This is a genomic window from Halodurantibacterium daqingense (assembly GCF_042666235.1).
Lineage (GTDB): Bacteria > Pseudomonadota > Alphaproteobacteria > Rhodobacterales > Rhodobacteraceae > Halodurantibacterium > Halodurantibacterium daqingensis.
Genome location: NZ_JBHTFQ010000010.1, coordinates 16,657 through 39,883, shown reverse-complemented (window position 1 = coordinate 39,883; position 23,227 = coordinate 16,657). Strand labels below are relative to the sequence as shown.

16 protein-coding genes, 1 tRNA gene, 5 pseudogenes and 1 CRISPR repeat array are annotated in these 23,227 nt (G+C 64.0%); of the genes and pseudogenes, 19 read left to right on the top strand and 3 right to left on the bottom strand.

The genetic code is table 11. From position 1 onward, the window contains the following. The first annotated feature begins 3 nt into the window (after positions 1–3). From ACFQXB_RS16520 to ACFQXB_RS16510, 3 genes are all read left to right on the top strand, one after another. Positions 4–348, top strand: a complete 345-nt coding sequence (locus ACFQXB_RS16520) for a YbaB/EbfC family nucleoid-associated protein (protein ID WP_377406048.1) — start codon at positions 4–6, stop codon at positions 346–348. Between the two features lies 1 nt (position 349). Continuing rightward, complete coding sequence (gene recR / locus ACFQXB_RS16515) at positions 350–949, top strand: recombination mediator RecR (RefSeq protein WP_377406046.1); 600 nt, start codon at positions 350–352, stop codon at positions 947–949. Positions 950–1,061: 112 nt separating this feature from the next. Further along, complete coding sequence (locus ACFQXB_RS16510; protein ID WP_377406044.1) at positions 1,062–1,877, top strand: Stf0 family sulfotransferase; 816 nt, start codon at positions 1,062–1,064, stop codon at positions 1,875–1,877. A gap of 378 nt (positions 1,878–2,255) precedes the next feature. Here the strand turns inward: ACFQXB_RS16510 and ACFQXB_RS16505 are convergent. Next, a pseudogene (locus ACFQXB_RS16505) lies at positions 2,256–2,375 on the bottom strand (transposase); the annotation flags it as partial. 170 nt (positions 2,376–2,545) lie between these two features. On the opposite strand from ACFQXB_RS16505, the gene ACFQXB_RS16500 reads away from it, so the two are divergent. The 5 genes and pseudogenes from ACFQXB_RS16500 (at position 2,546) to ACFQXB_RS16480 (ending at position 5,244) form a co-directional block, all read left to right on the top strand. Then, complete coding sequence (locus tag ACFQXB_RS16500) at positions 2,546–2,974, top strand: VOC family protein (protein WP_377406042.1); 429 nt, start codon at positions 2,546–2,548, stop codon at positions 2,972–2,974. Positions 2,975–3,240: 266 nt separating this feature from the next. Then, positions 3,241–3,297, top strand: a pseudogene (locus ACFQXB_RS16495) (Ada metal-binding domain-containing protein); the annotation flags it as partial. Positions 3,298–3,430: 133 nt separating this feature from the next. Next, positions 3,431–3,610, top strand: a pseudogene (locus ACFQXB_RS16490) (transposase); the annotation flags it as partial. Between the two features lie 106 nt (positions 3,611–3,716). Then, positions 3,717–3,806: transfer RNA gene (locus ACFQXB_RS16485), tRNA-Ser, on the top strand. A gap of 148 nt (positions 3,807–3,954) precedes the next feature. Beyond that, a complete protein-coding gene (locus ACFQXB_RS16480; RefSeq protein ID WP_377406040.1) occupies positions 3,955–5,244 on the top strand; it encodes an integrase in 1,290 nt (429 codons plus the stop codon). Here the strand turns inward: ACFQXB_RS16480 and ACFQXB_RS16475 are convergent. Beyond that, positions 5,226–5,411, bottom strand: a complete 186-nt coding sequence (locus ACFQXB_RS16475; RefSeq protein WP_377406038.1) for a hypothetical protein — start codon at positions 5,409–5,411, stop codon at positions 5,226–5,228. The two genes, ACFQXB_RS16480 and ACFQXB_RS16475, sit on opposite strands and share 19 nt — an antisense overlap. Positions 5,412–5,626: 215 nt before the next feature. Between ACFQXB_RS16475 and ACFQXB_RS16470 the strand changes: the two genes are divergently transcribed. The 11 genes and pseudogenes from ACFQXB_RS16470 (at position 5,627) to ACFQXB_RS16420 (ending at position 22,547) form a co-directional block, all read left to right on the top strand. Beyond that, entirely contained in the window at positions 5,627–7,453 is a 1,827-nt protein-coding gene (locus ACFQXB_RS16470; RefSeq protein ID WP_377406036.1) for a recombinase family protein, read from the top strand. Positions 7,454–8,064: 611 nt separating this feature from the next. Beyond that, complete coding sequence (cas3, locus tag ACFQXB_RS16465) at positions 8,065–10,620, top strand: CRISPR-associated helicase Cas3' (protein ID WP_377406034.1); 2,556 nt, start codon at positions 8,065–8,067, stop codon at positions 10,618–10,620. Then, a complete protein-coding gene (locus ACFQXB_RS16460) occupies positions 10,610–12,151 on the top strand; it encodes a hypothetical protein (RefSeq protein ID WP_377406032.1) in 1,542 nt (513 codons plus the stop codon). Before cas3 ends, ACFQXB_RS16460 begins: the two co-directional genes overlap by 11 nt. Beyond that, complete coding sequence (casB, locus tag ACFQXB_RS16455; protein WP_377406030.1) at positions 12,138–12,632, top strand: type I-E CRISPR-associated protein Cse2/CasB; 495 nt, start codon at positions 12,138–12,140, stop codon at positions 12,630–12,632. Before ACFQXB_RS16460 ends, casB begins: the two co-directional genes overlap by 14 nt. Then, the gene (cas7e, locus tag ACFQXB_RS16450; protein WP_377406028.1) at positions 12,625–13,761 is read left to right on the top strand and encodes a type I-E CRISPR-associated protein Cas7/Cse4/CasC; all 1,137 of its coding nucleotides are present in this window, start codon (positions 12,625–12,627) and stop codon (positions 13,759–13,761) included. The genes casB and cas7e overlap by 8 nt, the downstream gene beginning before the upstream one ends. Then, complete coding sequence (gene cas5e, locus ACFQXB_RS16445) at positions 13,761–14,420, top strand: type I-E CRISPR-associated protein Cas5/CasD (RefSeq protein WP_377406026.1); 660 nt, start codon at positions 13,761–13,763, stop codon at positions 14,418–14,420. The genes cas7e and cas5e overlap by 1 nt, the downstream gene beginning before the upstream one ends. Further along, positions 14,417–15,157: a type I-E CRISPR-associated protein Cas6/Cse3/CasE gene (locus tag ACFQXB_RS16440; RefSeq protein WP_377406024.1), complete on the top strand. Its 741-nt coding sequence runs from the start codon at positions 14,417–14,419 to the stop codon at positions 15,155–15,157. The genes cas5e and ACFQXB_RS16440 overlap by 4 nt, the downstream gene beginning before the upstream one ends. Continuing rightward, complete coding sequence (gene cas1e, locus ACFQXB_RS16435; RefSeq protein WP_377406021.1) at positions 15,157–16,035, top strand: type I-E CRISPR-associated endonuclease Cas1e; 879 nt, start codon at positions 15,157–15,159, stop codon at positions 16,033–16,035. The genes ACFQXB_RS16440 and cas1e overlap by 1 nt, the downstream gene beginning before the upstream one ends. After that, complete coding sequence (cas2e, locus tag ACFQXB_RS16430; RefSeq protein ID WP_377406019.1) at positions 16,035–16,334, top strand: type I-E CRISPR-associated endoribonuclease Cas2e; 300 nt, start codon at positions 16,035–16,037, stop codon at positions 16,332–16,334. Before cas1e ends, cas2e begins: the two co-directional genes overlap by 1 nt. Positions 16,335–16,392: 58 nt before the next feature. Beyond that, positions 16,393–20,632: a CRISPR direct-repeat array (repeat unit 29 nt; unit sequence GGCTCCCCCGTGCTCGCGGGGATAGACCC). 132 nt (positions 20,633–20,764) lie between these two features. Beyond that, a pseudogene (locus ACFQXB_RS16425) lies at positions 20,765–21,010 on the top strand (transposase); the annotation flags it as partial. Positions 21,011–21,252: 242 nt separating this feature from the next. Continuing rightward, positions 21,253–22,547, top strand: a pseudogene (locus ACFQXB_RS16420) (tyrosine-type recombinase/integrase). On the opposite strand, the gene ACFQXB_RS16415 reads toward ACFQXB_RS16420, so the two are convergent. Next, positions 22,510–23,100 (bottom strand): hypothetical protein, encoded by a 591-nt coding sequence (locus tag ACFQXB_RS16415; RefSeq protein WP_377406017.1) that lies wholly within the window; start codon positions 23,098–23,100, stop codon positions 22,510–22,512. The pseudogene ACFQXB_RS16420 and the gene ACFQXB_RS16415 sit on opposite strands and share 38 nt — an antisense overlap. Positions 23,101–23,227: the final 127 nt, after the last annotated feature.

Here is a 23,227-nt window from a genome sequence, read left to right as displayed (position 1 = left end):
AAGATGATCAAGGGATTGGGTGGACTTGGCGACATGGCCAAGATGATGAAGGCCGCGCAGGACATGCAGGGCAAGATGGCCGCGCTTCAGGATGATCTGGCGAAGATCACCGTCACCGGTGAAAGCGGCGCGGGCCTTGTCAAGGCGATGGCCACCGCCAAGGGTGAGCTGACCGGCCTGTCCATTGATCCGTCGATCTTCAACGCTGATGACAAGGAGGTGGTCGAGGACCTGATCCTCGCCGCAGTCAAGGATGCCCAGGCCAAGGCGACCGAGCGCGCCCAGCAGGAAATGCGCCAACTGTCCGAAGGGCTCGGCCTGCCACCCGGCATGAACCTGCCGTTCTGACGTGTCCGATTCTCCGCGCGAGATCGAGGCGCTCATCGAGACGCTGGCGCGGCTGCCGGGGCTTGGTCCCCGGTCGGCCCGGCGCGCGGTGCTGCACCTTCTGCGCAAACGCGGGGCACTGATGTTGCCCTTGGCCGATGCGCTGCGTCTTGTGGCGGAAACTGCGCGGGACTGCCTGGCCTGCGGCAATGTCTCCACCTCTGAAATCTGCCCCATCTGCAGCAACCCGGAACGTGCCACGGGCGAACTGTGCGTGGTCGAGGATGTGGCCGACCTGTGGGCGATGGAGCGAGCGGGGGGATTTCGCGGGCGCTATCACGTTCTGGGCGGAACACTGTCAGCACTGGACGCGATCGGACCGGATGAGTTGCGGATCCCCCAGCTTCTGCGCAGGGTGCGTGAGGAGGGCATAACCGAGGTCATCCTTGCCCTGAATGCGACGGTCGATGGCCAGACCACTGCGCATTACATTGCCGAGGCACTCGCAGGCACCGGCGCGACGCTCACCTCGCTTGCCCAGGGTGTGCCCATCGGCGGCGAGCTTGATTATCTGGACGACGGAACGATCACAGCCGCACTTCGCGCCCGACGCCGGTTCTAGCCTCGGGTTGACCATCCTTTCTGCCGGGCCTAGTTTCTGCCCCTGCCCCCAGGATGGGCAGGATCACGAGGCAAGGCGACGTGCAGACAATCATCGACCGAGGACTTGCAGGGTGACCGCCCGTTTCTTTCACGATGTGACGGTCGACGAAAACCGGAAGGCGCAGCTGATGCGCCAACCCGCCGCGACCAGGACCTATGTCATCCACTTCACGCCCCGGTCCGGCAGTTCCTGGCTGACCGAGGTCATTTCCCGCACCGGGCAGCTCAGCGCGGCAAATGAAGCCTTCAACCCGAATTTCATCCCGAGGATCGCCCAGGCCCTCGGCGCCGCAACGATGGAAGACTACATCGCGCTTCTGCTGCGGCGCTTCAATACAGGGGGCATCTATGGGGTCGAGATTACCGCCCATCAGATGAATGCGGTGTTCGGAAGCTATGAGGGCTTCCACCGCTTCTTTCCAGATGTCACGAGCTTCTGGCTGACGCGCAAGGACATTGTCGCGCAGGCGGTATCGCTTGCCAAGATGGTCACGACCAGTGTCGCCCATACGCCGGGCCTCGATGCCCAGCGCCTGCAAGAGGCCGAACGCGGCTTCGATTATGACGCCAAGCTGATCAAGCAATGGCTGTTGCACATCCTCGTGGCCGAGGAAGCCTGCGAAGACTGGTTCGAGGCCTATGATCTGGCCCCGAGGCGGCTGTGTTACGAACAGATCACCACTCAAGGACCGGGGCCAACACTGGACGAGATAACGGGCCATCTTGGCCTGCCGCCGCTGAACCACCCGCCAGGCGCCTTGTCACATGCCAAGCTCGGCACACAGAAGAACGCAGAGTTCGCCGAGCGCTTCCGGCGCGAGCATCCATCCTTCCTGTCCGAGGTCGCCGCGCGGCGGCAAAGAACCCTGTCACGACTTCCCGATTAACGACTACAGCACCCGCGGCACGACCCTGTTGCCGCCGGGGTCTCGCTGAACCCTCCCTTTGCAACAGGCTGCGGATCTGAAACCAGCCCTTCGCCGGCTTTTCGTCACCCGTGGTTTCGGATGGCGAGGACAGGGATTGGGATCTCGATCCTTCACCTGCGCCGATTACCGGGAAGGCATCGGCTCCGGTGTTGCGGTGCCGCCCTGTCACCCTGTCGAGAGTGGCTCTCTGCAGCTCCGGAACCACGCGCGTCAATCGGTCGAACATCAGTCGTCCAGACCGGCACTCGGCTGTTGATCGGCCCAGGACCTCTGCTTCACGATCCGCTTCAGCCGCCGCATCGCGTCAGGCAACAGGTCGCCATACTTCTTCTTTCAGGCAAAGTAGCTTGACTGCCCGATACCGGCCTTGCGGCAGATCTCGGCAACTGGCGTGCCTTTCTCGACCTGCTTCAGAATGAACGCCTTCTGTGCTTCGGTGAATATCGAAGCCTTCATCGTTCTCAGCTCCTTCCCCAGCCAGGAAAGCTAAGCCGAGAACTCCAGCTTAAACGATCCGGTTCTCAGGGGCAGAGCAGGGACACTGACGATTGCTTGCGACTAGGGTAATCTTTCACCGCATGGCAACCCTGCCGTCATCGCAAGGACTATTGGAGGGAACCCACATCATGATCGCATACGTTACTGTTGGAGCCGACAATATTTCGAAGGCAGAGCGTTTTTACTCGGCGTTCCTCCCAGCACTTGGCTATAGGCTTGAAACATACCATGGGGACTTGAGCTACATCTTGCCCGTCGAGCCAGGACAGCGCCCCCTTCAGCCGGATTTCTACGTCAAGTTGCCCTTCGACGGGCAATCTGCATCGGCAGGAAATGGCGTCATGGTTGCGTTTCAGGCGCTATCGCAAAAGCAGGTCCGTGTCCTTCATGGCGCTGCGCTGGCCGCAGGCGGCTCCGACGAGGGGCAGCCTGGCTTCCGGGCGTTGTATGGCCCGCACTTTTATGTCGGCTACCTTCGCGACCCGTATGGCAACAAGGTTGCGCTGTTTTCAAACGACCAAAGTGAGCCTGGGCGAGAAGACCAGCATGGGAACTGACCTGCACGCAAAACCCAGCATCTGCCGCTTTGGCCCCTCCATGCAGACGCCGCCGCGGCACACTGGCTTCGGCTTTGCGCGACGAAGCTGCCGTTGTTTCTGGTGAAAAGTAGAATAGACACCCGAAAAGCGGCGACGCGGCGCATCATCAGGATAGAGTCGCTGCATATTGTTTGATCTTCCTGACCGCCAGCCCTCTATGCCGCGTTTCTGGCCCGCGCCGACTCTTCGACGGGCAAGCCTTCGTCTTGCGTCTCTCCCCTGGCGTGTTCTGCCGGCTGACCTGCCACGCGCGAAGGCCGAAGGCGGAAAACTGCACCTTCTTCGCCACGATCGGGGAATGCATCGAGGTGGGCCACCGCGCATGCAAACGCTGCCATCCCCTTCGGGCAGCTGCCCTGGCCAATTCAACCATCGCCGCCTTCCTTCATGCGCTGGATGAGCAGCCCGGTGCGCGGCTTCTTCAGCCACGCCGGACCGCCTTCGTTCGATCCGAAGCTCATGATCCGGATGCTTCTGATCGGCTATGTCATGGGGCTGCGGTCAGAGCGGCATCCTTGTCAGGAAGTTCAACGCGATCTCGCCTGGCGCCGGTTATGCCGGCTCGGGCACGAGAAAAAGGTGCCTGATCATTCGGTCCACAAAAGCCCCATGTGAGGCAGACGGGCCATTCTCCTCGCGCATATTATCGCCGCCCCCCCTTGCGCAACCTGTTCGGGTCAGGATAGACACTTCTCGCTGTGGAGAGGTGGCCGAGTGGTCGAAGGCGCACGCCTGGAAAGTGTGTAGGCGGGAAACCGTCTCGAGGGTTCGAATCCCTCTCTCTCCGCCAGTTTCGCCCGATAGAGCAGAGACGACTATCCTTGTTTCATTGACATTAAGCGCGCTGGCCGTGTCTTTACTCAATGAGCCGCTATACATTTTGCACTACAATATGCCATACATCGTGCAAGCTTCAGCATGCGCACGGGGATCGTTGAATGGCTATCAAGGCTCGCTCAGCTTCTGCCAAGGGTATCCTTTCGCTCTACAAGCGGGTGCCCAAACGTTACGAAGGCGTGGAGCCACGCAAGTTCGTCTGGGTCAGCCTCCACACTGACAGTCGAGCGGTCGCAGATACCAAGGCCGCGACAGTGTGGCAGCAGATGGTCGATGCGTGGGAGGCGAAGCTTGCCGGCGATAACGGCGATGCGGAGCAGCGCTTTGCCGCTGCGCGCGACCTCGCCGCCGCGAAGGGCTTCCGCTATCTGCGGGCCGAGCAGGTCGCGGAGCTTCCGCTGCGTGACCTGCGGGACAGGTTCGCCAGCGTTGGGGGCTTCAACGACCCGAAAGCCGCGCCAGACATGGCTGAGGCCAGGGCGCTTCTGGGGGGCGCGAAGGAACCTGGTATCGCCGTCTCGCGCGCGCTGGAACTGTATTGGTCACTGGGGCGCGAGAAGATCCTGGGCAAGTCAGAGGATCAGGTCCGGCGCTGGAAGAACCCGCGCATCAAAGCCGTGAAGAACTTCATCGCCATCGTCGGAGACAAGCCGATCGACGAGATCACTGCGGATGACATGCTCGAGTTCCGGGACTGGTGGATTGAACGGATCGAGACCGAGGCGCTAACCGCCAACTCGGCGAACAAGGACATCATCCACCTGAGCGATATCCTTCGGACGGTGAACCGGCTCAAGCGACTGGGGCTGGCCCTGCCGCTCTCGGACCTCGCGCTGAAGGAAGGAGAGAAGCGCCAACGGCCGCCCTTCTCAGTTCCCTGGATCAAGGACAAGCTTCTGGCGCCCGGGGCATTAGACGGGATGAACCCGGAGGCGCGGGGCATCCTGCTCGTGATGGTCAACACTGGCGCCCGGCCGTCAGAGATCGCCAATCTCTCGGAAGCACGTATCCGGCTGTCGCACGACATACCACACATTTCCATCGAGCCGGAGGGACGCCAGCTCAAGAGCGCCTATGCACGCCGCATCATCCCTCTCTGCGGAGTGAGCCTCAAGGCACTCAGGGCTTTTCCGGCAGGCTTCCCGCGATACCGGGACAAGGCGGGTCTGAGCGGCGCCGTGAACAAGTTCCTGCGCGAAAACCGCTTGCTGGAGACGCCCGAGCACAGCCTCTACTCACTGCGTCACGCGTTCGAAGACCGTATGCTGGCAGCCGAGGTGGATGATCGGATCCGCCGCGACCTCTTCGGACACACACTTGATCGGGAGCGCCATGGCAAGGGTGCAGATCTTGCGCATCTGCAGCGGGCTGTTCAGGCGATAGCCTTGTAATGTTCCACCACCTGCTGCGCGCGCCGGAGGGTGGCGCCAGCCATCTCTTGTCTGGCAAGCTCACGTTCGATGCGCTCGAACAGCGGAAGAAAAACCGGATCAGCAAGCACCAGAGCCGCAGCCATTCGGTGCATCTTTTGCAGATCAGGCAAGGGGACGTCAAACATCGGCAACTCGGGGGGTGAACTTCAGGTGGGTTATAGCGGGGGATCATCTGGATGACTTCACAGGTTCGTGATCTTGGCATTCTGTTCAGAACCCGACACCTCTGGAGTGCCGGCGCGCGGAGTCGCTCTTGCGCCGCCCTTGACCTTCAGCATCTCATTGCCGTCCGTTGCAGAGTGTGAGATGATGTTTACTGTATGTCCTCGCGGCGTCAGCCATGCTCCTTCGCCTCCCTCGCTTCCTCGGCTACACCCGTGTTTCGACACTGAGACAGGAGCGGGACGGTCGTGGTCACGAGCATCAGGCGGACGCGATCCGCGGCTTTGTTGCAGATATGGGTGGCGAGCTTCTTGCGATTTACGGCGATACTGGGTCGGGCTATGGCGACGACAGCCTCATCCGGCGCGCTGATCTGCAGGCAGCCCTCTGTCGGGCGCGGGAGATCGATGGCGCCATCTTGGTGAAGGATTTCTCCCGCCTCGGCCGCGACCTGCGTCTGTTGCAGTATCTTGGCGAGGAATGCCCTCCGATCTACTGCATCGAAATCGGGCGGCAGGTGACACCTGAAGAGTTACACAGGGGTGTTGTGACGGCACAGACGCATGCCGAAGCAATCCAGGGCGCGACTCGTGCGAGCCTGGATCGGGCAAGGCAAAGCGGAAAACGGCTCGGAAACCGCACAAACCTTCCGGTGGCGCAACGCATGGGTGCGATCGCGAACGCGCTGCGCGGAAACACCAAGGTGATGAGGATCGCCGATCATCTTGAGCGGCATCCGCATTGTCAAAGCATGACACTACGACAACTGGTGGAAGATCTGAACGCAGCGGGATGCTGGAACCTCATCAGCGAGCGCCGAAATGAGACGAAGCCGTGGAGAATGGGCTCCTTACGCGACCCTCTCCGGCGCGCGCGGGAAATGCTGCATCTGTGGGATGAGGTCGCTGCAGAGCCATTCGATACGCTGCGCAACGACATTGACGCCGATGCCGTGGACCAGATGATGCTAGCGAGCGAACAACAGTTCGAGGATGGTGAAGGTTCGATTGGCGAATCGCGCTTCAGGGACGTTGCAGCTGGGGACAGTATTATTCACGTCGCACATCCTTTCATTCACGAACTGTTCGCCTCCGATGATTTGCCGGTCGAGGATCTGCCACACGACGACTCGTGCCACGTGTATGCCAAGGGTTATCGTCTGCGTGAACCGTTGCCGCAGGTGTCAGGACCCGTGACGGAAGCGTCAGGGTTGTGTGTCAATTCCGGGGAATGGCTCGCACGGGAGCCCCTGCCGCACGCGGCGCGGAAACGTCTGTCGAACAGGACAGACAACGCTGCCCGACAGGAGATCAAGTGGCCGCAACCTTGCAGCCCAGCAACAGCGGGCCGCGCGACGTTTGCACAATATGAAGCCTCCCGACCTTCAACCCAGGGAGGAGGAATGGCTCGTGCGCGACCCACCGCGCGATATGGAAGTCCTAGAAGGCACAGCGCTAGAACATGGGGTCGCCTCGAGTGCCCGAAGCCATCCGGCACTGGAACCTCCGCTTCGGTTGACCGCTCCAGCGCCTGGACGGGCCAGCCTACGGGAACGAGAGGTCAGGTCGGTCACTCCAGAACCGACCTTGGCCTGCCGCTTTCCCGAGCGCGGGATGCAGTAAGTGTTTCGGCTCGGGACGCTGCCCATCGATCACAAGCGTCGCCATCAGACCGCTTACATCCGATGCTGGGAGCTGCGGGAATTGCGGCTTTCGAGGCCATGAGGGCGCAAGGCAGGGAGATGCACAAGGTAGCGCAAGCGCCAGACGGTTTAGTCATCACCAGACCTTTTCTAAGAGGGAGACAGGCCGGGAGAGAGTGGCGCAAGTTCGGCATGGCGCGGGCCGGCAACTGGAAGCAAGGTGAGGCAAGGGCTGGAAACAGCAAAGGCCGAAAAGGCAGCAGCGCGCTCCAGCCTCAAACTAAAGTTGGTGGCTGGCGACCCGAGAGTGGCGCAGTAGACGGCCACAAGGCGCACGGCGGACGCTGTGCTTCTGCAGCTTAAGCTGCCGATGCGTGGCCTCTGTGAACTTCGTTCCTGACTGAATCATGTTTCGCACCCGTGGTCGAGACAGACTAATTCCTCGGCGTGCAACAGGAAACGGAAGCAACAAAATCTGGTCACCTGCGCGAGACATGGGTTCCGACAATAGCCTGTCAGACAGGAGGAAATCCAGTGCTCTTGGCACTGTTTGAAGGACTTTAAGCGCAACGAGCGACTTTGGTTGCAGGCCGCACTAAAAAGACGACAATGCTGATGCGCAGATAAGCGAAGCTCGGGCCATACAGACAACGGCGTGATTTCTCAGGCTCAGACGGCGGTGCGGACCATCTTTCGGAAATAGTCGGAGATAGGTGGGGCATCTCGTCTAGCCTTGCTCCGCCAGAAGCGAGGGCGCATCGCCCTGTTAGCACTGCATCTGTTGGACGAAGTCTGCGACGAACCCAATCGCGTCAATTTCAGAAGCTCTCCTCACGCGCGGCTGCTCTGACCGACGACAAGTCCACCATCTGATGCAGGATGAGGGTCGCGGTTAGAGCAGGGTCCTTCCATGGTATTCCCCGGAATCATGTTTGTCGGGTGATTACATCAATAATGCTTGATCCAGCGAGCCGATGCGCGCCAGAGTTGAACTGTTAACTCTTGGTGGATTTATGGCCCGCGAAGACTTCCCGGATACCCGTCGTAGCGCTTGGGGCAAATCTGCAGCTAATGGCGCGGAAACCCACCACCTCGCACATCACTCCGCCGACGTTGCAGCCGTGTTCCTCGTCATTATGCGCCAACGGGTGTGGCGCGCACGCGCAGAAGCAGCCTTTGGCCACCCGATTACCGAAGCCGAAACGCGCTGCCTTGCCGCATTGGTCTTTTTGCATGACATCGGAAAACTCGCTCCGGGATTTCAGGCAAAGGGCTGGCCGGAAAACCACGGTCTCGCTTTGCGTGGCCATCTGCAATGTGGCTGGCATTGGACCGGCCTTCCACGAGCGGACGCGCTTGCAGGTGCCGTAACGCACCTCGCGCGCTGGCCCGGAATAGCTGACTGGTTGATGGCGCTGTTTGCTCACCACGGTCGCCCCGTCCCGCGACCACGCGAAGGTGAGGCCCTTTCGGCATTTCCATTGCTGCCGGGCTACGACTGGCAGGCAGAGGAAACTGTGTTGGGCCGCGCCATGCTGAACTGGTTTCCCGAAATCACGACATCCTGCCCGCCGCCGCCTGAGCCGACATTCCTGCATTTTTTTTGCGGACTGCTGAACCTGGCTGACTGGGTGGCATCCGATCGCCGTGGATTTCCCTTCGAGGCAGAGTTCAGACCGTCATACTGGCAAACAGCTCTGGATCGCGCCGAAAATAGAGTTGCCGAAATTGAGCTGGTCGAAAGCGCCACCCTGCGAGAACCCGCGGCGTGGCACCTGATATCAGATCACACCGAGCCACGGCCCGCGCAGAGAGCGGTGGGCGCCTTGCCAACAACGGAGCACCTCGTGCTGCTTGAGGCCGAGACCGGTTCAGGCAAGACCGAGGCCGCGCTCTGGCGGTTTGCAAAGCTCCTTGAGGCGGGTGAGGTGGACGCGCTTTACTTTGCGGTCCCGACCCGCGCCGCCGCGCGGCAGCTGCATGGCCGGGTAAACGATGCCCTGACTCGAATGTTCGCGGTGCACCCCGAGGCCGTGCTTGCCATCCCCGGCCAGATCCTCGCAGGCGAGGCGAAAGGCACGCGCCTTCCCGATTTCGAAGTCGTCTGGGACGATACGCAGGTCAGGCCTGCACGCTGGGCCGCCGAACATGCAGCACGGTATCTGACAGCGCGTGTCGCTGTCGGGACGGTCGATCAGGTGGCGCTTGCCGGGCTGCAGGTGAAATTCGCGCACCTGCGGGGCGCGGCCCTGTCTCGCGCGTTGCTGGTCATAGACGAGGTGCACGCCTCGGACCCCTACATGACCGAAACGCAGCTTGCCATTGTGCGCAGTCATCTGGGGCTTGGTGGCCATGTCCTTCTCATGTCGGCGACGCTGGGAGCTGCTGCACGCCGAAGGTGGCGAAACGAGATGGCAGGCAATCTGGAAAAGGATGCAAGCCTTCCTTATCCGGCAGTCTGGACCTCCGGGGGGCTGCACCCCATCCAATCGGAACCGGGCGGCGGCAAGACCGTGCGGATCGACGCCCATTCAGGATGGTCAGGCAGCGATGCCGCCGATCTTGCAATTCAGGCGTCAGCACATGGCGCGCGGGTGCTTGTGATCCGTAACACTGTGGCCCGTGCGCAGGAAACCTTCGCCGCCTGCCGGGAACGGGCGCCCGGTTGGTTGCTGCAGATTGCGGGTATCCCGACACTCCATCACAGCCGTTTTGCAGCCGAGGATCGGGCGCTGCTGGACCGGGCCGTTGAGCAGGCGATCGGCAAGGACAGCCCGTTGGGCGGGCGCATCGTCATCGGCACGCAGACGCTGGAACAGTCACTGGACCTCTGCGCCGACCTGCTGATCACGGACCTCTGCCCGATGGATGTGTTGTTGCAGCGCATCGGACGGCTGCATCGCCACACGCGCGCCCGGCCGGATGGCTTTGCCGCGGCACGGGCTGTTGTGCTGTGCCCTCCTGGCGGGCTGGACGCCTTGACGCGCGCGGCCGAAAACGGACTGGGTGCTTTTGCGAATGGGCCGAGCCTGTCGGGCGTCTATGTCGATGTGCCGGGGCTGGCCGCCACGCTAGAGCAGATCACGTTGCATCCCGTCTGGCAGATCCCGGTGATGAACCGCTCGCTGGTTGAGGCGGCGACACATCCTGAGGCACTGGACAGGCTTGCGGAAGAGCGGGGCTGGCAAGCCTATCGCCAGCGCGTGACCGGCAAGGCCCTGGCAGAGATGCGCACGGCGGATCTGTGTATTCTGGACCGCAGCGCGCCGCTGGAATGCTTTCCCGATGATGAAAAGATCCGCACACGACTTGGGGAAGAGGGCGTGATCCTGTCGCTCCCCGCAGGCACAGTTGGCGCTTTCGGCGCGCCCGTTCACCGGCTGGCATTGCCGGCGCAGTGGTCTCGTGGACTGACGGGCGATGAACCGGTCAGCGTGGATCAAGGTCCACCGATGACGGTGACCGTTTCTGACATGGTGCTGATCTATGGTCCCGAAGGACTGCGACAACGAGGTGGCAATGGCACTTGATCTGCTTCACGAACCGCTTATCCAGACCGACGCAGGCTGGCACAGCCTTCCGGGACTTCTCGCCTCCATGGCGCGCGGTGAGGTTCAGGTCTTTCCCGCCCTGCGGCCACATCAACGCCCGGCGTGGCACATGTTTCTGGTGCAGCTCTCCGTCATGGCGCTTGATGCGGTCGGGCGGCGCGATCTGCCGCAGGATGAGGACAGCTGGCGCGCGGCGCTGCGGGCCTTGACGCCGGGTTTTCCGGATGACGAACCGTGGCATCTGATCGGCCAGGACCGCGCCCGCCCCGCCTTCCTGCAACCTGCCGATCCGGGCGGGCTGAAGTGGTCCGACGTTGCCACGCCCGATGCTCTGGACATGCTGATCACGTCCCGCAACCACGACATGAAGCGCGAGATCGCCCGACAGGCGGCGCCGCAGGACTGGATCTTCGCACTGGTGAGCTTGCAGACAATGGAAGGTTTCGGCGGTGCCGGAAACTATGGCATAGCCCGGATGAACGGCGGTTCATCGTCAAGAGTGCTGCTGGGGCTGGCGCCCGCGCGCGCAGGGGCGACACAGATCGACCCCTCGGCGTGGTGGGCGCGCGATGTGCGTCGGTTGCTGACATCGCGCAAAGGTATCGGCGGCAAGACCCTGCTCTGGGTAGAGCCTTGGCCGGAAGGCCGCTCGTTCGAACTCTCCGAGCTGGACGCGATGTTCATAGAAGTCTGTCGTCGCGTCCGTCTGATACTGGCGGGCGAACGCATACGGGCCGAACGCAGCACCACAAAGGCCGCACGCATCGCCGCCAAGGACGCCAAGGGAAACACCGGTGATCCTTGGGCGCCGTTGCATATCACCGAGGGCAAGAGCCTGACGCTTGGCGATCAGGACTGGACTCATGACCTCCTTGTTCGCCTCCTCTTCAGCGAAAAAGGAGAATGGGCCAAACCCAGGTTGGCGGTCGAGCACGCGGACGAAGCATCAGAACCAATGCTTCTGGTGGCAGAAGCCTTCGCACGCGGCAACTCCAAGACGGACGGTTTCAAGTCCCGCATCGTGCCGGTGCCAAAGGCCATGGTGCGAGAAATGTTCGGCGAGAGACCGGTGGCCCTGGCAAACGGCGTCATGGCAGATATCGCATCCGTGGATCTCGCACTTCGTAATGGCCTTGCAACGGTGGCGGCCGGGGGTGCGCGTGAGAAGGTGGCAAAACCCCACTACGGGCGGACCCAGCCCGCCCGCGCGGCACTGCGCCGTCAGGCTGACGAGCTGTTCTTTCCGGAACTCTGGGCGCGGATGGAAGTGACGACGGACGCCGGCTTCACCCCCCTACGACGCAAGTTCCTTGAGACGCTCGCCGGAATTGCACGGGATGAGTTTTTCCGGGCGCTGCCAGCCATGCCCTGCGCCTCGCTCATGCGGCCACGCGCCGAGGCGCGGGGACGGCAGGCGCTGGAACGCCGCCTGCATGTCGCGATGGCTAACCTTGGGGCAAATCCTGATGCCGATCTCAAGCACCATGAGGTGACCGATGCTCAAGCCTGAGAACGAAACCGCCCGCCGGGCATTGGCGATCACAGCCGCCCTTGCTGCCGCGGACCCGGGCGAAAAGGCCGAGGCGCGGCGTATGGGCCCTGCGGGCTCGGCGCTGTTCTGGCGGCAGACGGCGCGGCTGGGGATCGGCCGCGACCACGAGGAGGCCTGGCGCCAGTTCACGCGGCTTGTCGCGTTGATGACACCCGCCAGCCGAGACACATCGGTCCATTCCGACAAGCACCCGCTTGGCGCCGCCCTGGCCGAGGCAGGGCTGAGTGAGCAACGTTTCGCCCGGCTTTTGGCCGCCCGCGGTCCTGCCCGCGCGGACGCTCTCGAACGTGCAATCCGGATGATGGCTCGCAAGGTGGAGCGGCTCGATGTCATCGACCTCGCCCGCGCCATCCTTTGGCCCGCAGACACCAGCCGCCTCGCGCGCAGCTATTACCAACACCTCGATCATTCGACCCTCAAGGAACATCAAGATGGCTGATCCGCGTTTCCTGCAAATCCATTTCCTTGCGCCCTATACCGCCGCCCTTCTGAACCGCGACGATTCCGGACTGGCAAAACGGCTGCCCTATGGGGGTAGCCTGCGCACGCGGGTATCCTCGCAATGCCTCAAGCGGCATTGGCGGCTGGCAGACGATCCGCACAGCCTGCACCGAATTGACGGCGCGGACGCGGCCTATCGCTCGCGCGAGACAATTGACCGGAAGGTCTTTGCCGACTGGGCTACAGACATCGACGAGGTCGTTCTGAAGCCGATCCGAGAAGCGATGTTGACCGCGGTTTATGGCGACAAGGGCGGCGACAAGAAATCGCGTCAGACCCTGCTTCTGGGCTTGGCAGAGGTAAATTACCTCAAGGCGGAAGCGCAACGGCTGGCGGCCGAGGCCGCCGGCGATGCAAAGGCCGCAGGCGAACTGGCGAAGGATTGGCACAAGTCCCACAAGGCGAATCTGAAAGCGCTGGGAGAAGGCGCCAAGCTGCCCGGTGGCCTGACGGGTGCACTTTTCGGTCGCATGGTGACGTCGGACCCAAAGGCCAATATTGACGCCCCCGTCCATGTTGCCCATGCCTTCACGGTTCATGCCGAAGAGGCCGAGAGCGACTATTTCATTGCCGCCGACGATCTGGCCCGGGATGAGGATACAGGCGCCGACACCATTCAGGAGACTGAGCTGACCTCTGGCCTCTTCTATGGCTATGTCGTGGTCGATCTGCCCGGCCTTCTCGAGAATCTCGGCGGCGATGCGCAGCTTGCCGGCGACGTGTTGCACAACCTGCTTTACCTGATCGCCGAAGTCTCTCCTGGTGCAAAACTCGGCTCGACCGCGCCCTATTCGCGGGCGTCCTTCCTGCTGGTAGAGGCCGGTGATCGCCAGCCACGCTCCCTGGCCGAGGCGTTCCGCACCCCGTGCGCAGCAAGCACTGCTGTAGCGGTGGCGCAGTTGGCAGAACATCTCGACGCCCTCGATCATGCCTATGCCACCGGCGAAACCCGGCGGGTGATGTCCCTGGCCAATGCCGAAGTGCCCGGCGCCGAGCGTGGCACGCTCGCCGATCTTGCCGCTTTCGCCAAAGGTCTGCCCTCTCAGCTGGCCGAGCCGGTGGCATGATGCAACGCTGGCTCCATCTGCGTCTCGACGCGCCGTTGATGGCCTTTGGCGGTATCGCGATCGACCATGTCGGACCGACGCGGGATTTCCCCTCGGCCTCTGCCTTGACGGGCCTCTTTGCCAATGCGATCGGGTGGCGGCGGGAACAGGGTTCGTTGCATCAGGCACTTCAAGATCGACTGGTCTTCGGCGCGCTGATCGTCGCGCAAGGCCGGCTGTTGACCGACACCCAGAACGCCAAGCTCGAGGCGAATGACCGTGGCTGGACAACATGGGGACGCCCGGACGAACGGGCAGGGGCGACCTATGACAGTCCGCATCGCCGCCGACGTGACTATCTCGCGGATCACGACTGCCGGGTTGTCGCGCGGCTGACACCGGGCGAGGGGCCCGATCTCGACGCACTGGCAGCTGCTTTGGAACGCCCGGCCCGGCCGCTCTTCATCGGCCGCAAACCGTGTCTTCCGAGCAGTCCGCTTTTTGCCGGTTGGGTCGAGGCCGAAGACGCACTCGGTGCCTTGAAGGCGCTTGCTCTGCCGGGCCGGGCGTTGTGGCCCATGACCTTTGATGCACCGGGCAGCGATCTGGCAGATCTGCGTAACTGGGTCACCGGCCTTCATGGCGGCAGTCGGCGCGTGTGCGAAGGACGGTTGCCATGAGCCTGCATCTGGTGGAACTCCCCCTCTCGCTCCGTGCGCTGCATCTCTGGGCCGGCGCGCGCAAACCTGGCTCCTTCGATGAGGGGTCTACCCTGCACCATCTGCTGGGAGAGACGTTCGGACCGGCCGTGCTGCAGCCCTTTCGTCTCATGGTGGCACCCCGGGCGCAGCATGGCACGATCTACGCCTATGCCCGCCTGGATGCAGAGGCCCTACGGCAGCAGGCGCTGACCAGCCTGATGCCCGGTCATGCCGAAGTTATCGCACTTGATCGCCTTCGCAGCCTGCCGCGCCCGGCGTATCACTGGGCGGCAGGACAGCGGCTGGGTTTCGACCTGCGTTTGCGTCCGGTCGTTCGGCTCGCATCGGCGCTGACAGGGCGCAACGAGAACGGCGTCGAGGTCAGTTTCCGCAAGGGGGCCGAGATCGACGCTTTTCTGTCATCGGCCCTCCGGGGCAAGGAGAACTCGCGCGAGAAGGTTTATGTCGACTGGCTTGCGGAACGCTTGACGCCCGCCGCCAGCCTTGATCTCGCGGCAACCCGCCTCGCCAGCTTCCAGCGGTTGCGTATTCAGCGCGATCGCAAACGGCTCGACGGGCCGGACGCCGTGCTGCACGGCACCCTGACGATCTCTGATCCTGCGGCGTTTGCGGATCTCCTGGCGCGCGGTGTCGGAAGACATCGCAGCTACGGCTACGGAATGATCCTGTTGCGTCCGGCGCAGAGGATGCCGTGATGCTCAAGGGACGGCTGGGGATTGACAGCGCCAAGGTGCCCCATGCCGATCGGGCGGGATGCCTTTATCTCGCGCGCGGAGCGCTTTCAGCGCGCGACGGCACGTTGGCATTTCTGCAAGGAGAACGAACACTCGCCGATGCGCTGGATCCCGGCGACTACGCCATACCGCTGCAGGGCGTGTCGATCATCCTGCTGGGGCCCGGGTCAACCGTGAGCCATGACGCCCTGCGCCTGCTCGCCCATGCACGCACAGCCCTCGCAGCGGTGGGGGAAGACGGGGTGCGGCTCTATACGGCTCCGCCGATGATCCCTGACCGGTCTGGCCTGGCCCGGCTTCAGGCGCGGATCTGGGCGGATGACGATCTTCGTGTCATGACCGCACGTCGGATGTATGCCCTTCGTTTGGGAGAAGTCTTTCCCCATGCCGACCTGAATGTCCTGCGCGGCATCGAAGGGGCGCGGATGAAGGAGACCTATGCCCTTCATGCCCAGCGGATCGGGGTGAGATGGAATGGCCGCCGCTATGACCGGGGCAATCCGATGGCGGCCGACTTGCCCAATCAGGCGCTGAACCACGCATCAAGTGCCGTCGAGGCCGCGGCAGCCATCGCCGTATGTGCCACCGCGACGATCCCGCAATTGGGCTTCATCCACGAAGACCCGGGCCAGAGCTTCGTCCTGGACGTGGCAGATCTCTATCGCGACAGTCTCACCATCCCCTGCGCGTTCAAGGCGGCGAAGCTTGTGGACGAACGCCCCTCCGAGAATATTGAACGGGTGACCCGCCGCATGACAGGTGAAGCCTTGGCCAGACAAGGTGTGATTCCCGAGATGATCGAGCGCATCAAGGCCCTTTTCGAAGGCAGGAGCCTCTGATGCCCTTGACGATCATTGTCACCCGTGACGTCGAAATGCGCTACCGGGGCTTCTTGACCTCTGTCATGCTCGAGATCGCACCGGGCGTCTACGTGGCGCCTGAAATGTCTGCTGCCGTCCGGACGCGGGTCTGGAACGTCATGACGGAATGGTGGGAAGCCCTCGGTCGAGGCTCGCTCACACTCGTGTGGCGCGACACTAGGGCAGCAGGCCACCTTCGTATTGAGAACCTCGGTGAGCCGCCCCGGACGATCGTTGACGCGGACGGCGTTCTACTCGCTAAACGAAAGCAGGATTAAATCCACTCGCCTGCCCGCTCTTTGACATCGACGTAAAAACAAACCATTAAGCGCTAGAGGCTCCCCCGTGCTCGCGGGGATAGACCCGGATCGAGCGCGGCCTTGACCGGCCGGGTAGCGGCTCCCCCGTGCTCGCGGGGATAGACCCGCCAAGCGCCCGAGCAACTCCCGACAGCGCGCGGCTCCCCCGTGCTCGCGGGGATAGACCCAGCGTGAAGGCGGACAGGAGATAGACGATGAAGGCTCCCCCGTGCTCGCGGGGATAGACCCCCCGGACGCGCAATTTTGGAGACTGCCGCTCTGGCTCCCCCGTGCTCGCGGGGATAGACCCTGTCGGGTCTGCCCGACGTTGCGGCGGGTGCAGGCTCCCCCGTGCTCGCGGGGATAGACCCCCTCAAAGCCTGATGGAGTGACCAATGGCTGAGGCTCCCCCGTGCTCGCGGGGATAGACCCCCGCTTCTGGGCGTGACGATCACCGAGGAATAGGCTCCCCCGTGCTCGCGGGGATAGACCCAAGGCGTTCGAAGTCACCGGAACGACGACCGAGGCTCCCCCGTGCTCGCGGGGATAGACCCGAACAACGACACCACCATGACGCCCCTGCGCGGGCTCCCCCGTGCTCGCGGGGATAGACCCGCCGCCTTTTACCTGACGGCCGCCGCCGCCAAGGCTCCCCCGTGCTCGCGGGGATAGACCCTTCGTCCAGCCCTGCGGCGCGATCGGAGACGAGGCTCCCCCGTGCTCGCGGGGATAGACCCGCCGGCTTGCCTCGATGGGTGTTGACCCCACGGGCTCCCCCGTGCTCGCGGGGATAGACCCCGGCAGCGGATCAGCGCGTATTTGCGCAGGTGGGCTCCCCCGTGCTCGCGGGGATAGACCCGGTCATGACGCAGAATCGCCGCACCGCGCTGAGGCTCCCCCGTGCTCGCGGGGATAGACCCGCCTCCAACTACAGCATAGGGGGGCACATCTCGGCTCCCCCGTGCTCGCGGGGATAGACCCCACACATCTGATGGCGTTTAGACAAAGTTGGAGGCTCCCCCGTGCTCGCGGGGATAGACCCCTGCGCCCGCTGGACGCCTACAGCCTCGTCACGGCTCCCCCGTGCTCGCGGGGATAGACCCGGTGTGATCTATCAGGCATACGACCGGGGTCGGGCTCCCCCGTGCTCGCGGGGATAGACCCCGCGTTCGGGACCGGAGACTGGTTTGTCATAGGGCTCCCCCGTGCTCGCGGGGATAGACCCGCTGCCAGACTCTATGCGGCGTTGCAGTCCCCGGCTCCCCCGTGCTCGCGGGGATAGACCCTGCGGGGCTGATGTAATTGGGTTTGCTATGGAGGCTCCCCCGTGCTCGCGGAGATAGACCCCCCGATATTTGAAGATCCGGGGGCGGTGCCGAGGCTCCCCCGTGCTCGCGGGGATAGACCCGATCCCAGCCTCTCCTACCCGTACTTATGCTTGGCTCCCCCGTGCTCGCGGGGATAGACCTTTCCCGCAAGGCGATCTTGCAGACTTCGCCCGGGCTCCCCCGTGCTCGCGGGGATAGACCCCCTTCGCGACAGCCCGCCTCGGGCAATGGGCTGGCTCCCCCGTGCTCGCGGGGATAGACCCCCATGGCAGACGATTGGTTTGAGCGCCTAAAGGGCTCCCCCGTGCTCGCGGGGATAGACCCTGTTGCGGACCTTCATTCATGCGGCCCTGCAGGGCTCCCCCGTGCTCGCGGGGATAGACCCTTGCCGCGGGTGAGGCTGGCGTCTCTCTGAGCGGCTCCCCCGTGCTCGCGGGGATAGACCCCCCGGTCACCCCCGGCATGGGAAAACACTGGGGGCTCCCCCGTGCTCGCGGGGATAGACCCTGACATGGCATCACGCTACCTCCTCACATTCGGGCTCCCCCGTGCTCGCGGGGATAGACCCGCGCCGAGCTCGCGAGGGTGTGGCCGCGCAATGGCTCCCCCGTGCTCGCGGGGATAGACCCAGCAGGAGCAGCCTGAGAAAATGCAGCTTTCCGGCTCCCCCGTGCTCGCGGGGATAGACCCGATCGGGCGTCTGTGGAAATGTTCGTCGGCGCGGCTCCCCCGTGCTCGCGGGGATAGACCCCTACTGGCACGGCGACGAAATTCGGATGGTCGGGCTCCCCCGTGCTCGCGGGGATAGACCCCTATCAGTCATGGGGAACCCCTATCTAACGCAGGCTCCCCCGTGCTCGCGGGGATAGACCCCGCTGCCGCCGGCGATCCTGTCGGACGTGCGGGGCTCCCCCGTGCTCGCGGGGATAGACCCAGACCAGGCGCCTTTTTCGATTTCCGGCCGTGGGCTCCCCCGTGCTCGCGGGGATAGACCCGCTCTGGACCGGGTTTCACAAGGCGCTGCGGAGGCTCCCCCGTGCTCGCGGGGATAGACCCCAGACGATGATATCGCCCCGGTTGACGGTGTGGGCTCCCCCGTGCTCGCGGGGATAGACCCTCTACTCGCGGCTCGATCTTGCAATGCCCGGCGGCTCCCCCGTGCTCGCGGGGATAGACCCGGCCACGACGCAGGCAGGTATTGCTACTCAGAGGCTCCCCCGTGCTCGCGGGGATAGACCCCGTGCGGACGCTTTCGCCGTCCAGCTTGGCTAGGCTCCCCCGTGCTCGCGGGGATAGACCCGCCCGGCGGGATGGTGGGATGAGCGGTCAGCGGGCTCCCCCGTGCTCGCGGGGATAGACCCTTCGTCGCGCAATAAGGAGGCGATATTCATGGGGCTCCCCCGTGCTCGCGGGGATAGACCCGGCTTCCGGGTCAGCGGAACGGTGGTTGAGCAGGCTCCCCCGTGCTCGCGGGGATAGACCCCACCTGCCATTGCGCGGAAAAAAACAGGCGCGGGCTCCCCCGTGCTCGCGGGGATAGACCCGGCACGCGGGTGTTTATCGACGGGGCCGAGGCGGCTCCCCCGTGCTCGCGGGGATAGACCCCAATTTCGACCGCGTGAGAGGCCGGATTGATGGGCTCCCCCGTGCTCGCGGGGATAGACCCGGTGGTGATCGCGGCAGTTGCCGGATCATAGAGGCTCCCCCGTGCTCGCGGGGATAGACCCTCAAGCGCCTGCGGCAGCATCGGATTGACCGCGGCTCCCCCGTGCTCGCGGGGATAGACCCTCGTTGGATTCATTACGCCGATACTGACACCAGGGCTCCCCCGTGCTCGCGGGGATAGACCCGTCCAGGATGCTCTTGGCGTGACGATGGGGGCGGCTCCCCCGTGCTCGCGGGGATAGACCCTCGTTGGATTCATTACGCCGATACTGACACCAGGGCTCCCCCGTGCTCGCGGGGATAGACCCTGCGATGCGCGCCGCATTCGTGCGGAACACAAGGCTCCCCCGTGCTCGCGGGGATAGACCCGTGATGATCAACTGGACCGGCCAGCGTTTTCGGGCTCCCCCGTGCTCGCGGGGATAGACCCGTCCAGGATGCTCTTGGCGTGACGATGGGGGCGGCTCCCCCGTGCTCGCGGGGATAGACCCCACCAGCGCGACCGACCCGCAATTCGGCAAAGGGCTCCCCCGTGCTCGCGGGGATAGACCCCCTCCAAGGCGGTCAGGGTCGGCACATCGTCCGGCTCCCCCGTGCTCGCGGGGATAGACCCCGCAGGCTGGGCCTGCATCCATCAAATCGGAGGGCTCCCCCGTGCTCGCGGGGATAGACCCAGCGCGGGGCAGGTGGTGGCCTACGAGGGGCCGGCTCCCCCGTGCTCGCGGGGATAGACCCCCTCACCACGCTGGATGAGACCGACCGGCCCGGGCTCCCCCGTGCTCGCGGGGATAGACCCGTGGCTCGGCGGCTCCGACGCTGTCGCTCAGGGGCTCCCCCGTGCTCGCGGGGATAGACCCCCTCACCACGCTGGATGAGACCGACCGGCCCGGGCTCCCCCGTGCTCGCGGGGATAGACCCCAGGCTTCCTGGAAGCGGCCGCGGGTCAGGTCGGCTCCCCCGTGCTCGCGGGGATAGACCCACCAGCGCGTCGCCAAAACGCAGGCCGAGGCCGGCTCCCCCGTGCTCGCGGGGATAGACCCCTATTGGCACGGCGACGAAATGCGGATGGTCGGGCTCCCCCGTGCTCGCGGGGATAGACCCCCCGGCCGCGACGGTCAGGGGGCCAAGCGCGGGGCTCCCCCGTGCTCGCGGGGATAGACCCCGCCCCGTCCACCTGCGCCACGTTCCGCCGCAGGCTCCCCCGTGCTCGCGGGGATAGACCCATTCCCCAGGCGTTGGCCCAGTGGTGGAGTTGGGCTCCCCCGCGCTCGCGGGGATAGACCTGACCTGCCCCCCGAAAGTTCCCTCGCTGTGATGTAGAGTCTGCCCAACCTTGATCTGATCCCCGCAAACTGGACCGTTTGAAGCTGGAGTTTTCCGCTACGCTTTTCCTGGCTGGGAGAGGAGCGGAATCGGATGAAGGCGAGCAATTTCTCGGACGCGCAGAAGGCGTTCATTATCAAGCAGGGCGAAGACGGAACGCCGGTTGCGGAGATCTGCCGCAAAGCGGGGATCAGCCAGGCGACCTATTTCAACTGGAGGAAAAAGTATGCCGGACTTCTGCCGACCGAGATGAAGCGTTTGAAGCAGCTCGAGGACGAGAACGCACGGCTGAAGAAGATCGTGGCGGACCTGACGCTCGACCGTGAGATGTTGTCCGAGAGTGGTTCCCTGTTGCCAGCTTAAGCGGCTTTCCGCTCACCCTATCCGCCCGTTGCAGTTGAATCCATATGAGATCGCCGCCAACGCGCGGATGGCCAGCTGGACAGCCCCCAAGCACCTGACCGGCGCCCTTCCCTGCCCTTCCCGCGCCGGTCCGCGCCTGTATTCCGGTTGGTGAATCATCTTGTTGATAAGCCGGCGTATCTACGCATGTGTCGGACTGCACGACGAGGATCAATCCATTGAAAAGCCGAGAGAGATTAACCGAGAAGCTGGTCCGGGCGGCCGGGACGCGCCCGAAGGCATGGCAGATTTTTGACACCGACGTGCTGGGGCTGTCGATCTGCATCTACGCATCGGGCAGCCGCAGCTTCATGTTCGACTACCGAGCCACCGGGCGACAGCGGCGGCTGACCATCGGGCGCTGGCCGGAATGGAACGTCACCGCCGCGCGCGAGCGGGCCAAGGCTCTGCGCCGCGATGTCGATGCCGGGCTGGACCCGCTGGCCGAGCGCGAGGAGACCCGCGAGGCGCCGCGCTTTCCGGATCTCGTGGAGCGGTACCTGCGCGAACATGCCAGCCATCTGGCCCCACGCAACGCCGCCGATCAGGAATCCATGCTGAAGAAGCTGATCGGGCCGCATTGGAAGCACCGGCTGGTGGCGGACATCGACGCTGCCGATGTCGAGCGGGTGCTGAACCTGATTGCACAAGGGCGATCGCGGCCCGCGAAGAAGAAACCGAAGATCAAGCGGCGTGAGCCGCTGAAGTTCCCTCGCCCCACCCCGGTGCGCGCCAACCGTGCCGGCGAGATGCTGCGCAAGCTGTTCAACCTCGCCGTCCAGTGGAAGATGCGGCCCGACAATCCGGCGGTGGGCTTCCGCCGCCGGGTCGAGGTGGAGCGCGAGCGGTATCTCTCCATGGAGGAGATCACCCGGCTCGGCGATGCGCTGGGCGCCGCCGAAGACCAGCGCGCCGCCGGCATCATCCGCATGTGCATGCTGACCGGGGCACGGCTGGGCGAGGTGCGCATGGCCCGGTTCGAGCATTTCGATCTGGAGCGCTGCGCATGGGTCAAGCCGGCGGCCACACCAAGCAGCGCCGGATCCACAGGGTGCCGATCTCGGCCGACACGGCGGCACTGGTGCGGACAAGGCTTTCCGCCGTGCCGGTCGGTTGCGACTGGCTGTTTCCCGGTGATGTCGCGGACAAGGACCAGCCGGTTCAGGAAATCCGCCGCTTCTGGAGGGGCATTCAGGATCAGGCCGGGCTGCCCGGGGTGCGCATCCATGATCTGCGGCACACCTTTGCCTCACTCTTGGTCAGCGGCGGTGCTTCGCTCGAGATGATCGGCAAGCTGCTGGGCCATTCGCAGTCCAGCACCACCATGCGCTACGCGCATCTGATGGATTCGGCACTGCGCGCCAGCGTCGATGCGGTGGCCAACATGATGCGGATACGGCCGAGGCTCGTGCATTCCGCCGCCTCGGCCGAGGAGGTCACGCCTCCGCGTGCAGCATCCGCAAGATCGGGCTGACCCGCTTGCGGATGGTGCTTTCTTCGGGCGCATCACCATCCGTGCTGTTGGCGATGAACCAGTCCTGCATCTCGCCTACGAGATCAGCCTGCTTTTCGGGCAGGCCGCGCTGGAAGAGATGCAGGATCAGGGCGCCGTAAAAGCCCTCCCAATCGTGGCCCTTACTCGCATTGGGATTGACCCGGCGGAAGACGCCATGCTCCTCCTCGAACCGCGCCACGCAGGCGGCGGACAGCACCAGGTCATCGCGTGTAATCGCCAACCCGGATTCCGGCGGCGAAACATTCCGCCACTCACTGCTGCCCAGCGCACGGGCGCGACGGATGATCCCCTGGTGCGGGCCAGTCCCGCAGCGGCGAAACACCGCCATGATATCGCCGGGCGCAATCACCACCCGGTCTGAGAGAACCGCGTCACCAAAGCGCGTGAGCGGAATCACCGTCATGATTTCCAGATGGCCCGACAGTGCCCATTCGGCAATATCGGCAACCTGGCAGCCCCAGCGTGCAGCAGCTTCGGACAGCGTGAATAGCGCCCGTTTCGGTAAAGACATCGATTATTTCCTGAATTGTTGATGTTCCTGAAAGGCTTGCCTTTCAGGCCGATGCCTCTGGCACACTCACACGCACAGGTTGACTACTCCGAAGCGTGCACCCTCGGCGATCAGGGCCGGCGCGCAC